Below are 12,870 nucleotides of genomic sequence, written 5' to 3' on the forward strand. Positions count from 1 at the left end.
TGCTTGGGAAAAATTAGCTTACAGGGAGTAATCAGATTGGTAAAAATGTACGGTTCTGAAGAGACAAGGGCGTTTTGTTGTAATTGTAAAGAAGTTACGCTGCATAGGTATGAAAGTTTTTCTAAGCCAAAGGAAGTAACTGAGAAAAAAGATAAAGGTTTCTTATCGGGTCTATTTGCTGCAATAGTTGGTGCATTAATGGAAGGTGAAGCAACTGGTGATTACAAATGTACAGTATGTGGTACCAATCTTCATACACCAGATAATTTAGATTGATGCTCAGTATCTCTATTACTCTGCCAGTGGCAAGCTACGCAACTAACAAGCTGTTTAAGAGTGATTCGCAACGCGTGGCATTTTTACTATGCATTAGTTTTAGTGATTAAGGTGGTATGCGGAGGCATCGGTATTGCGTCGCTCACACCTTAACAGGGCGTTAACTGGCGCAGAAAATACGAAAGCACATTGATACGGTTTCTAGGTTCAGAGGTTCAGAGGTTTAGCGTGTTCGGTCGGTTTCCTTAGCTGAAGTAATGCGACTAATTCCAGTTTGGTACTTAAGTTTACTGATGTGAAAGGCGGCACAAAGCCTTCTAATAATATAAGGCATTCGCGATTAGTTCGGCGCACTTACATCGCCGAAGTATGGTGTTGTGAGACGCATTTCAAACTAAAGATAAACGGTAATTTTTTGGTTAAATACATATTTGAGTTAGCTTTGCTAATCATTAATTAGCAACACGAGCTTTGGCGAAAGTGGTTGAAAGATCTGCGAAAAATGAAAGGCGCTCAGTTAACAAACTGTTCAAGAGGGATTCGCAACGCGTGGCATTTTCACTATGCGTTGGTTTAAGTGTTTAAGGTGGTATGCGGCAGCTTCGGTATTGCATTGCTCACCCCTTAACAGGGCGTTAGCTGAATAGGATGAAAACAATAGTAATGGAATACTTGGATAGACTGATTAGAGATTGCGAGACCGCTAAAACAGTTAAGCCAAAATCTGATTTTACGGTTGCTAGCTTTGATGAGGTTCCAGATATCGATAAAGGGATCTATATCATCAAAGAAGTTGGTGGATGTGCAGAAAGCACGTTTGAATCATTCGTAGACTTTAAACGGAAGAAGCTTAAAGCATGTAGCAAAGTAAATAGCCCATCACGTGTTCTATATGTAGGCTCTTCAACGACTGGCTTACGAAAACGGTTAAGGCAACACTTGGTTACTTGCCCCAACAAAACTTACTCCTTGCACATGTATCAATGGTTTGATGGCAAGTATGAGGTTCGTATTCTTGAATATGACGCTCCAATAGAAGTGCTTCAACTCATTGAGGATGCGATGTCGTATGACTTGAAGCCTGCTTTTGGTAAGCAAGGTGGAAACAATAAATAGGATCACTTGGGCAATTCAGCTAACAAACTGTTTAAGAGGGATTTTCGATATTTCTGTAAGGTTTTGTTTTGTATGGAATTTTGTCTTAGTGCTTCCCCCCAGGGGGAACATTGAGGGGAACTGCGGAAAATAACTCTTAATTGTGATTTAAATCACTATTTTTGCTTATTTTTGTTTCGGCTCTTCACCGAATAGCCTCTCAGAGCAAAATGTGCTCAAGAGGAGCAATTCAAGTTTGTGGAACTAATCTCAGGCTTCGAGGTACTTTTTAAGATAGCGCCCAAGCTTTTTAAAGCGGTAGTTCTTGCCCCATTTCGTGCTGGCAACAAGTAAGAAACCCTTACCAGTTGCTTTCCAACTCAAAGCAATTCTTTAGTTGTTGCGTCCGCTGTAACGAGCCTATGCCCCAAACCTTGCTAGCAATGATGATTCGTTCAATCTCATCATGGAAGTTTGAACTAGATTTTGTTATCCAAGTGATGCCTCAAGGTATGGGTTTTGTTAGTTTGACTAATGAGTTAGTATGAGATAGATCGTTAAATTAAGGCTGGATGGAAGCCTGCTCACTCCAATAAGGCAAACTCTTTCGAGAACCATAATCCTAAATTATATATTTTTTCTTATTTATTTCGGCGGGAAGAAGAAAATTAAGAGTGGATTTACTTAGCTTTTCGTCTAGGTATATAAGATCATGAATATTACTCAATCTTTCATTTCAAATGTCAAGAAACTAGCTAAAAAGATTCAAGTTGAACTAGGTGTTAAGCACACCCAAGCACTTGAATTAGCAGCACGAGAAGTTGGCTTCCCTAACTACCATTCGCTATTACAGCATTCGAAAAAAGCTAACAATCATAGAGCTAATATAGTTAATGCAAATAAAGGTATGGATGGGGTTAATCAAGAGTTCGCTATGGCTCAGGGGAATAGAGGTAAACAGCTTAATCCAAATCAAAACAGCTCTCTATTGGTTATATTTGATGATGATTTGATGGTAAATGAGCTAGAGTATGAAGGCACCACTCCCAAACTTATTAGACGTAACTTTAAGGCCGAGTATCTCGATAAAGGCTTTGCAACCGATATAGGTGCAAGGATACTAAGTTTCGCTGAACTTAAACACCGTGACTTGGATATAGGCTATGGTTCGCAATTACACCAGTGGGGATACATCTGTGTTGAGTTCTTACGAAACAGAAACAATCCTTGGACTATTGAAGACGCTAATGAAATTGCGAAAGAGCGCATAGGTTCGAAATTTGGCTCTTGCTACCGTGAATTCTTTTTCATCGATGGAGAATATGTAAATAACCATGTCTATGATGAAAGAACTACAGCATTAGACCTCGAAAACGATAGACAGTACCATCCAGCAATCGATGGCTATCATGACAACTATAGCTAAGTGTTAACTTAACTAGCCCACTTTTGAGTCAGTTGTTCTTCCTAGCTGACTCATCATTGCCCCACTTCGCGTTAATGTATTTACTCAGTAGCAGAGAAAACTCGCAGTTTTCCCTAGAATAAGTAATGTGACTAGCCATAGATGTAGGTAATATCAACTTATAGGATTTCACCGTCCCCCCAATCTACTAACTAGGTGAACCATGACAAGTAAGAAGAGTAAGCCACCAACAATTTTGATTAAGAGGTATTTAAATTGAAAAGAGATGTCGCGCTACTAGTAGCCGAAGCGCCTTGGTTTTCATTCAAAAACAACAGAGATCAAGCGACTGGACTCCCTTTTTTTACAGGGATAAAGCAGTATGTGAACAAAAATGCTAAAAAGTCACAGCTTAATATTTATTCATGTGATTATTACGATAATAACTCGTTGGAATATGCGTTAAATCACCTAACTGACACGGAAGAGAACATACAAATACTTTACATCGGTGGACATGGTGATGGTAAGTGCGTAGCTGATGCTTCCATTAAAAAAGTATCAGAAATGGTTAAGAGTAAAGGACGCAATATAAAGGGGCTGATTGTGAGTTCTTGTTTGGCTGCTAGCAAAGATACTCTCTCTGAATCAACGTCTTGGGGAATAGATGACACTAGTTTTGATATTGTAAATGGTCCTAATTGGGTCATCTCATATAAGCACTCTGTCGATTGGTTTCAGTCAGTACTACTAGAAACTGCAATAATCAAAGAGTTCGCTGAAGGGTATATTAGCGAGGGTAAGTTGAACTCTAAACAAGACATTATCACTTGCTTCCATAATGCTCTTTTCCCATTTGATCTGAATATCCCTTTTGCCAATGGTGAAGATGGAAGTCCCAAAACTCTTAGTGAATCAATACGTTTTTGGGTAAGGCCGCAAGGGAGCAGTCATCCCGCAGACGTCACAAAAGAGTTACTTACTGGCTTGATGACTTGAGTATCGGGCAAAATCGTGAGATTTCTTTTTTAGTTATAGGTATAAGCGAGCTTAGCTAGTTGTTAGCGCGTATTAATTTTTATGTAAATAACAGGATAAAACTAACTATGCCTATTCAAAGAAGAGTAAAAGATAATCGTATCAATTATGAACAAGTAGCAAAGCTAATTCTTTTATGCTCTCAAACTCACAAATCGGATGCTGAAGCAAACCAAAATCGGTTCATAGTACGTGAAGGGCTTATCCAGAAGATGGTGGGCATGCCATTATCGCATGATGATCGCTTTTACATCATTAGAGAGTTCAACTTACTTGGTTGGCAGGTGGCTATTAATCCTGATTATTGGCTTATATTCGTGGTTGATGAAGAACAGTTGTTCAAATGGGATGAGGCTACGTACCCCTATGGGCTAGAACAGACCATTAAAGCGGTACAACAAGGAAAAGAGCCACCACTAGGTGAACTTGACGATTACTATCGGCTTAAGCCAAATCTAACTGCAAAATTCTTAGGTTGGTCAGACGAAGACATTCAAGAACAGCTTGTGGAAGAGGCTTTAAACGGAGTAGAAGGTGAAGTTGAAGAAGAATATGAGGAAACAGGTGACAAGTCTCTTCTGAACATTAAAGATGATGATGAAATCGGCTTTACAAATTTTACTGCTTGGGAATATCTCGACTATGAACTGGCTAGAAATGGACTAGTTTTCAAATCTAAATAATACTGGCGCAGGTGTGTGGTTACTCGATAGTAGCCACTCATCCACCAAGGAGGTTTGTGTTGTTAACCCATCTACCTAACGAGATCAATACTAGTCATCTTCACAAATGCCTAGAAGATGCGAAGTTAATATCGAAAAAGGTTGGAGAGCAGAACATTCTCTTAGAGCTTCAAATTTACCTCTTAAGGATAGATTTACTAATAGCCAATAGCCGTATCCAGAGTGATTGGCGAACCCATGCATTAACCCTCGATAAAATTCTTCGTAGACTTTTAGGACTTTCCAAGCAGATAGAGTCATTGACGGATAACCATGCTTTTTCAACTCAATATTGCCTTGATAGTGCTTTGGAACAAGTGAAGGTATTGATTACCGTAACCTGTAAAGTTATAGACGCTCGGTAATATTATTGGTGTAATATCGTGTTTGATGTGATGGCACGTGGCGAGTTCCCATCTATCATTTTGAAAAAATTACTCAATCATATTGACTTTATACTTTGTGCATTAATACTGGTGGAATCAGAGCCACCAACATTAATGATGCCAACTGGTGTAAGCCTTAAGCCTGTTTGCCAAACTCACCTCTGTTTAGTAGACGACACTTGTTACCAAGTGTAACTATCTTTGTGGGCGTTATCCAAGTAATGCCAGTAGCAACTCGCGGGCGTGGATTTTTCATCAATTTCATGGTTGAGTTGCGTTAGCCAATTTTCCAACCTGATTACGCATAACTTTCAGCTAAGTTGAAATATCACTTCGTTGCGCTTTTTTGTTACCCATTTATAATGACTTACATGAACAAAGGCTGTTCATCATTCACTCAAGGAATTAACTCACATGTCACTCAGCAAAGTAAAAAATTTGTTCTCTCGCTCCCAGTTCCCACTCCATTATGGCTGGTTAGAATTGATAGAAAAGAGCATTGCCGCTTCCAGTGACCAAGAGTACCTAATGAATGAGATTAATGACATATCCAAACTGATGGGTAATGAGTACACCGAGGCTTTGATATTGCTTATTGATTCCCAACCTGAATCGCCATATTCATTACCTTTGAAGTTAATGCCTTTAAAACTTTCAGCTAAAAAGAGGATAGCGACTAACAGTGGTGAGTTCGCAGGTGATTGTGAAATGATTAAATCCCTGCTCTCAAAACATGTCTCTATCGGAACCAAAACTCCCGCAGAACAACGAAATGAACAACGCCAGATTCAAGAGCAAAAGCTGCAAGCGAGACGTGAAGCATCAGAAAAGATGTTTAAGGAACGAAAAGCTCAATATGAGAGGGACTACATTGATTTTCCATCGATAGAGGTAGTTAAGGTACTAAGACGATCCAAAGCAGCAGAAATCCTCGAACCATTGACCAAAGGGCAAACAATCTCTGAGAGCGATTACTTATGGTTAATCAATAAAGGTTTTGAAAATCAATATGTAAGTGGGCTGTACTATCTGAATCGAGCTGAGCTAGCAAAGCGCAAATGGGAAGATACGAAGAAACCTTGGAATCTCGTGAATGCTATTGCTGATTACAGAAAGGCTGGGAAACCCCAAATTGCGGTCGCTCTGGTTAATAAAAACTTCCCATTCAATTTCGCAAATGGCAACAAGAGCCTGAAATCGGCACTCTTAACCACAAGTGGTGGTGCAAAGCGTGATCTAAACATGTTTGATAAAGCGATCCAATTTGGTACTCAAGCTCATGAACTTACTAAACAAGACTACCGCCCATGCACTCTAATTGGCGCATGTAAGATGATCTTGGGAGATGTTGCTCAAGGGCATGAGTGGTATCAAAAAGCAATTAAACGTGGGTTTAATGAAGATAGCTTTGAGCAAGAGATCCGATCAATCTACAACCGTGCCAGTCGCAAAGATAAAGCTAAAATCAAACAGACCTTAATCGCTGATGGATGGGTATATCAGTGGCTCAAATGAGTCACTTAATACGACTCTGCTAATTTTAGTAACCGATATGGCATAGGAGGTGTTGTCATTGATGAGCCAAGAAGCTCATCTAGCAATTCTTCGAGTCTAAATCGGTAGTTAAATCGAAAGCAAAACTCACCGAGATATCGAGGTAGATGCTTTCTACTGATAACATGGTAAGTTCCTCTCAATGAGTTCTTGACGTTACCGATCATCGTATCAACCCAATGGAAGTATTTATCTTGAATTTCATCAAGATCAGGTGCGCCATCTTTAACAACCCGATCATGGTGTACGTTCGCATTGGACAGGGCTTCAAAGCAGGAAAGTCCATCTGATATGGCGAGAGTGGACGGCACTAAGTGCTTCTTAGCCCACTTCTCAACTTCATCTTTACGAAAGCCTTTAACCACAGTCATTCGCATGTAAACAGGGTTGTAGTCTTCATTCAGAGCGACAGCAGCAATGAAAGGCACTTTGTTTACAGATCCTCTGCCACGCTTACCCTTTGTTTTACCGCCCCAATATGCATCATCGAGTTGTCTTTTATCATCACTCTCTTTCATCGCTTGCATGAGCTTATGCTTCATGCGCCATGCCGTGTTATATGAGACCTCAATTAGCCTTGATAGCTCTAATGCTGATATGCCGTTTTTAACTTTAGTCAGCAGGAGGATGGCGAGAAACCACTTAGTCAGTGGCAGCTTGGTGTTATCAAGAATAGTCCCTGCGGTAAGAGATGTTTGTTGGTGGCAGGTGTTGCATTGATATAACGAATGCCGCTTTAGCTTGCAGTATTCTTTACCGCCACAGCTAGGGCAGACAAACCCATTACCCCACCTAAGATTAAAAAAGTCTGTCATAGCACTGAGTTTCCGTTCCATAAAGGTTGTTGAAGCGGATCAACGATAAACCTTTTTGAAACTGAATCTCATTTCTAGCCATAAACACCTCTCAAACCAATGATCTGAGTATAGGCTTGGCTCGGAAATGATCAAGCTGAAACTTATGCGTAATCAGGTTTTCCAATGAGCTTCTACTTAACTTCGCGTCCATGCATTGTTCACACTCTTTCAGTGAGAGTCCTGCACTTTGAAGTTGTTTAGTCAAAAACAGTAGCTGCAAATCGTTTTCGCTGTAATAGCGGTACCCATTGTCAAGGCGATGGCCGTTAATCAGCCCTAGCTTCTCGTAATAGAGCAAGGTGGTGCGAGATATACCAGCCTTTGCCCCAATTCCGAAATACGCAATACATGTGAGATTTGACCCAAATGTTCTTAGTATTTGGATAGTATGAACTGTAGGGTAGTAGACAGGTCAAGTAGACTTGTTAGAATTTTTCACCAACCGTGGCTGAAGTGAGATGTTGGTGAGGACTGTGGATGATTTTGAGTTATTAGTCGGTAGCTAGTAGACCGTGTTCAATACGAGAATTTATTTATGATATGAATAGCTAAATTAGCAAAATCACTGGTAAACTATTGTCCATCTTCGAGCCAGCTAGATCTGTGCTGGCTCATTTATGCCCCAAAACCACTTAGAGTAGATGCTCTTTACTTAACAACGATGTTCATATTGACCAATATTTTCTAATGCTACAAGCTCATATGCAGCCACTGTATACACCAATAAGGAGACGTTCTTAACAGAATTGATATATAGAAAAGAGTATAATCCCTTTTTTAACAGGCATTTATGAGTTTTAAGTTGAAAAAAATTGTGTTGTTCGCGCTATTAAGCGCTAATGTTTCAGCCGCTGCTGGCACCGATCATTTGTATGTCGGTGGCAATTTGCTAGTAGGCCACAATACAGAATTAGATGCAGGCTTTGCTTCTATTGATGAAAGTAATGACTTGGGTGCGGGTGTTTTTGGTGGTTATAGCTTTGCTGTTCACCCAAATGTGGATTTGGGTGTGGAATTGGAGTACCAACACTTTGGCGAGGCCGAGTTTGCTGAAAATGTAAGTGTCGAAGGAAATGCATTTTACATCAATGCTCGCCCTAAATTTATGGAGAAAGGCAACAATTTATACAGCGCACTTATCTTAGGTGTTGGAACGCTACAGGGTGAAACCAATATCTTGGGGGCATCAGAGTCAGATTCTAAGTTTTCTTATCAAGCGGGCTTGGAGGTTGGCTATATGTTTAATGATATTGATGTTTCCGTTGGCTATAGATACAGAGCTGCTGAGTTTGATGGCGTAGACTTAGAGATCCAAGGCGTAACTGTTGGAATGAGGTACAACTTTTAATGTTTAATAATAAATTACTTTTAGTGGGGTTGTCGTTAGCTGCGTTGGGTGGCTGTACATCTGTTCAATACAATGGTTCGCCAGCGAACTCGGTCACTAAAGTTGACTATCCATCTGTTGGTGAAGTTAAAACAGCTTATGTCGGAGACCATTTGGTTAGCAAAGGCACAATGGCTGAAATGAGCGTATTACGCGTATCAAGTATGATTAAAAGTTTGGCGTATGACATACCTCAGGGTGACTACAATCAACTCGGATACGATAACAAGCAACAGTTTTTCTCTCCTGTTGGCGTTATTAAAGCGGCATTAGCGGACCCTATACAGGGCATTGCCGTAGAAAATAACCAACAAAATGAAGTTTGTTTTGTAACCATCTTTGGTGCGAAGTCTTGTGTAGATGATGCTTATGGTAAGTTTACTATCACTAAGAAAATGTCCCAGTTTCAAGACAGTTTCCAACAGACGTTGATATACAGCGGTAAGGTAGGAAATAAAATCAATATTAGTTACCGTGAGTTTTCCAATGACATGGCAAGACCAGCTTTTAATAATGAAGCAGAGTATGACCTAAGTGAGTCGAATCAAATTGGTTATAAGGGCGCTGTGATTGATGTTTTGGAAGCCGACAATACCAAAATTACATATCGGCTTATCAGAAACTTTCCAAACTAAATATTAGCCCACGAAGAGGTATAGTTTTTGGGCATGGTTGTACAGACTCAGATATCTCTTCAATTTGATCTGCTCCAGTCAGAGTGGACACTTAACTTAAGTGAATTTTCCATACTTGAAGTTATTCATGTTTTGCTACTTTAAAGTAGAAGCTCTAAGTAACTTCTGTCCATCTTCGAGCCAGCTAGATCTGTGCTGGCTCATTTATGCCCCTAAGTTTGCTAGCGTTGTTACTCAATAATTTTAGCTCAATGATTAAATCAATCAGTTTATATAATCCCTCAGCTCAAATTCAAACCTATATAATTGATGTGCGATATTTCTTTTTAAATGAAAAACTCTATGTCTTTGTTCTTTGCAGATGATTTATTGAAGTACATGCTTTTATCTGCATTGGACAATACTTCATTAATAAGCTTTGGATTTGCCTTACTTTTAAAGGTGTAACTTCCGATACTTAATGAAATCCATATTTTTTGACTATTCCAGTGTAAAGGGCTGGACTCAAGGCAAAGATGCATCTTATGGATTACTTTATCCACATCCTCTTCATTTGATACTCGGTGTAAGATAACAATGAATTCGTCGCCTCCAAATCTTGAAATGAAATCAGATGAACGCAAGCAACGATTTAAGGATGAGGCTATATGCTTCAAGACTTCATCACCAGCCTCATGCCCTAGGGAATCATTAATTTGTTTGAACTTATTTAAATCGATATTAAGAACAGTAAACTCAACGATTGAACCCTCTCTCGACATTATTTTAGTCATTTCTTGAAATAAGTAACGGCGATTAGGTAATTGAGTAAGCTCATCATGTAATGACAAGTTTTTAGCACGTAAGTAGTTTTTGACTAACGCTATTAGAAGAAAATAGCCAATGGAAAAAGTTGCAATCCCAAGGGTCATGAAAATCATTTTAAATTTGTATATGCTCTCGATTTCACTAAAGTCTTTATATGAAGCAAATAAGGTCCAATTGTTATTTGGCAAGTATATGGGGTAGCTTATATCATAGTTCTCAACAGCAATATTGTTACCCTCAATAAGTCTATTACTCTCTCCATTTGAGTTGCTGGCAACTAGCGCAATGTTTGCGCCTCTAACATCTTGTATTTTTGAAGCTTCTATTAGTTTGTCATAATTTATAACGACACTTAGGCCACCCCAGTAATTTTTGTTTTTAGGGGAGTCTGTAAATATTGGGTATCTTGCAATAAGAGCTGTTCCTCCTTGCACCAGTTCTAATGGCCCTGCTATGAAAACTTTTTGAGTATCTTTAGCTATCCGAACGGTTTCGTACTGATTTGGAACAGTTCTAAAGTCCAACCCAATCGCCCTTTCATTACCTTCTAAAGGATATACATGAGATATGATGTCGTTGGGTGCTAGTCCGATATTTCTAACAAACGCAGCTTTGGATAAAAATTGACTGGATACAGAGTTCCAATTTTTTGTTGCGAAATCAGGGTCTAATGACACCACCGACGCGAAGCTATCTGCAAGGTAAGTATCACGAAATATATTCGATTCAATACTATATCTAACTAACGCTACGTCATGCTGAATTGTCTCTTTTACTTGTTGGATTTGTCTTTCGAGAAACTTATCCGTTACTAGATAGACGATCATATAACTAAAGACGCCATACATTATGGTTAATGTCCAAAACAACCAAGGGCTAAATTTATATTTATGTAACACAAGGACACTCACAACACCGCAATACAAGTTAATGGGTAACTTTCAGTAATCTCTCTATAGATATTAGACTAACATCATGTATTAACTAGGCTTTATCGGTAAAATAATGAAAATAAATCAAGAAGCTACGAGCTGATTGGCTATACCCATGAATCGTCTTGGCCTCATGCCCCAACTTCATTACAAAACAACCAACAGGAAACAGCACAACAAAGTGCTAATCAACAGTTTATCTCTGGCCTTTTGTATTGATAAGGAAACGATAGCAAAACAAACAAGGCAAACGGGACTACGCTGATATAGCTACTTAGCCATTACTACCTCAATAACGGTAATAGTATTCAACCCCGATCATGGACATACAAGCGTTTAAGGTTTAAAGATACTTTTACTAATCTGATGTTAGTGGTTTACCAGATGACGTGTAACTCACATTTGTCCACTTTCGAGTTAGCGAGGTTAAGCTTGATTGGTCGGACTATAGGTCAGCACAAGCGCTTGTTGCTTGTGCATTCAGAAAAGTGCATTTTTGGTAGGTTATATATATAAACTGAACAAATGCACTTTTTACATAAACAGAAGCTCTTTCACTAACACACTCACTCTTTGCCTAGAGAGTCCCATTTCTCTGGCAATTTGGGATAAGTTGACTCGTCCGTTATCTTCTAACTGCTTACGGTAGAGTTCACACAAAATTTCTCGGCGCTCCACGTCTGCACCATAGCCTTTCATAGGACCCGACTTCAATGGCTGATATATGCGCTGCGTAGCTTCATACCTCGCTAAAATGCTCAGAATAGCAAACCTCAATTGACCGTTATTGAAATGATTTAATTCTTCAGAAGCTTCCCATCGTGAAGATTCACCCTCCGAGTCATCGAGGCTTTCGATAACCATGAATCCCCAACCTAGAAGAGAATTAAAGCTGGAGAATTGAGTTAAACTATCGGCCTGTTGTAAGCGATGAAAGCTAGTAGGGTAGTTATTTTTAGCATAGAGAATTATCGATTCGGCATATGACTCCCAGTGTTCATCGGTTTGATAACTGAGAACATCAACTACTGCTGGGATGCTATCGTTCACCATGCTGAACAACTTAGCAGCTAGGCCTCTTTGCTTTCCGTTCTTCTTTCTATATGCATTGGAAAAATCTTTTAACTCTGAGTTAGAAGAGTGTCTTCCCGTAAATGATAGAACCTTTCGTACGGCCGAGTTGTACGCTTTTTTGTTGTGAATGGAATGGTGCTCTTTACAATAGTAACTGGATGAAAATGTCCGTTTCCAACAAACAGCACACATAGGCAAACGAGTTTTGTATTGGGACTCAAAAAGATTTAATCGCCCTTGCTCTTGAGCGATTTCAAAAGGTATCCATTTTTTAGTTTGGTTAGTTGCACTCCTTGCTTTTAGCAAAACGCTTTCTAACGAAAAAAGTAAGAACTCTAAATCATCATCTACTTCCACCCTCATCGGTAATTCGAATTCGTAAGCATATTGGATGTTATTTATAGCTGTGCTTAGTCCACCACAGTAGCGTATTAACTCTTCAACACTTTGTGGCTTCAGGCCTTCATATTTCCTGCAAAAAGGAATGGTATCTGAAATTAAGCTTGAATAATGGGCTGACAATTGTGGTTGAGAAAATGCTGTTGAAACCAGAATTCCTGAACTCTTATGACACTTCTTTTTGAGGAGGTTAAGCCCTTTGTGAGATGCACTAGCTTTGAGTTTTTCAAGGTTGGATACTAATTCGGCTTCTAGTTCTTTATATCTCATGTCAACATGGTTGGGTGGTTTTTTGGTTATTTT

10 protein-coding genes and 2 pseudogenes are annotated in these 12,870 nt (G+C 39.4%); 8 read left to right on the top strand and 4 right to left on the bottom strand.

Annotation, left to right across the window (positions count from 1 at the left end):
* Nucleotides 1-45 precede the first annotated feature (45 nt).
* From ACF8OV_RS13730 to ACF8OV_RS13755, 6 genes are all read left to right on the top strand, one after another.
* The gene (locus ACF8OV_RS13730; protein WP_171971541.1) at nt 46-276 is read left to right on the top strand and encodes a hypothetical protein; all 231 of its coding nucleotides are present in this window, start codon (nt 46-48) and stop codon (nt 274-276) included.
* 648 nt (nt 277-924) lie between these two features.
* The gene (locus tag ACF8OV_RS13735; protein WP_257968785.1) at nt 925-1,392 is read left to right on the top strand and encodes a GIY-YIG nuclease family protein; all 468 of its coding nucleotides are present in this window, start codon (nt 925-927) and stop codon (nt 1,390-1,392) included.
* 691 nt (nt 1,393-2,083) lie between these two features.
* The gene (locus ACF8OV_RS13740; RefSeq protein WP_065871652.1) at nt 2,084-2,797 is read left to right on the top strand and encodes a hypothetical protein; all 714 of its coding nucleotides are present in this window, start codon (nt 2,084-2,086) and stop codon (nt 2,795-2,797) included.
* 255 nt (nt 2,798-3,052) lie between these two features.
* Entirely contained in the window at nt 3,053-3,775 is a 723-nt protein-coding gene (locus ACF8OV_RS13745; protein WP_025607715.1) for a hypothetical protein, read from the top strand.
* Between the two features lie 107 nt (nt 3,776-3,882).
* Nucleotides 3,883-4,497: a hypothetical protein gene (locus ACF8OV_RS13750; RefSeq protein WP_225478322.1), complete on the top strand. Its 615-nt coding sequence runs from the start codon at nt 3,883-3,885 to the stop codon at nt 4,495-4,497.
* Between the two features lie 839 nt (nt 4,498-5,336).
* Nucleotides 5,337-6,437: a hypothetical protein gene (locus tag ACF8OV_RS13755; RefSeq protein ID WP_025607707.1), complete on the top strand. Its 1,101-nt coding sequence runs from the start codon at nt 5,337-5,339 to the stop codon at nt 6,435-6,437.
* 5 nt (nt 6,438-6,442) lie between these two features.
* Here ACF8OV_RS13755 and ACF8OV_RS13760 read toward each other — a convergent pair.
* Both ACF8OV_RS13760 and ACF8OV_RS13765 read right to left on the bottom strand, forming a co-directional pair.
* A pseudogene (locus ACF8OV_RS13760) lies at nt 6,443-7,373 on the bottom strand (IS1595 family transposase).
* 77 nt (nt 7,374-7,450) lie between these two features.
* Nucleotides 7,451-7,683: pseudogene (locus tag ACF8OV_RS13765) on the bottom strand (MerR family transcriptional regulator); the annotation flags it as partial.
* Nucleotides 7,684-8,123: 440 nt separating this feature from the next.
* On the opposite strand from ACF8OV_RS13765, the gene ACF8OV_RS13770 reads away from it, so the two are divergent.
* Together ACF8OV_RS13770 and ACF8OV_RS13775 are read left to right on the top strand one after the other, a co-directional pair.
* Complete coding sequence (locus tag ACF8OV_RS13770) at nt 8,124-8,681, top strand: porin family protein (protein ID WP_237283221.1); 558 nt, start codon at nt 8,124-8,126, stop codon at nt 8,679-8,681.
* A complete protein-coding gene (locus ACF8OV_RS13775; RefSeq protein ID WP_025607861.1) occupies nt 8,681-9,355 on the top strand; it encodes a hypothetical protein in 675 nt (224 codons plus the stop codon). Before ACF8OV_RS13770 ends, ACF8OV_RS13775 begins: the two co-directional genes overlap by 1 nt.
* A 326-nt stretch (nt 9,356-9,681) precedes the next feature.
* On the opposite strand, the gene ACF8OV_RS13780 is transcribed toward ACF8OV_RS13775, so the two are convergent.
* Both ACF8OV_RS13780 and ACF8OV_RS13785 read right to left on the bottom strand, forming a co-directional pair.
* Nucleotides 9,682-10,989 (bottom strand): diguanylate cyclase, encoded by a 1,308-nt coding sequence (locus ACF8OV_RS13780; protein WP_237283222.1) that lies wholly within the window; start codon nt 10,987-10,989, stop codon nt 9,682-9,684.
* A 639-nt stretch (nt 10,990-11,628) separates the two neighbouring features.
* Nucleotides 11,629-12,837 (bottom strand): winged helix-turn-helix domain-containing protein, encoded by a 1,209-nt coding sequence (locus tag ACF8OV_RS13785; protein WP_065871655.1) that lies wholly within the window; start codon nt 12,835-12,837, stop codon nt 11,629-11,631.
* Nucleotides 12,838-12,870 lie beyond the last annotated feature (33 nt).

The sequence above is a fragment of the Vibrio sp. GLN_1 genome (assembly GCF_043106015.1).
GTDB lineage: Bacteria > Pseudomonadota > Gammaproteobacteria > Enterobacterales > Vibrionaceae > Vibrio > Vibrio parahaemolyticus.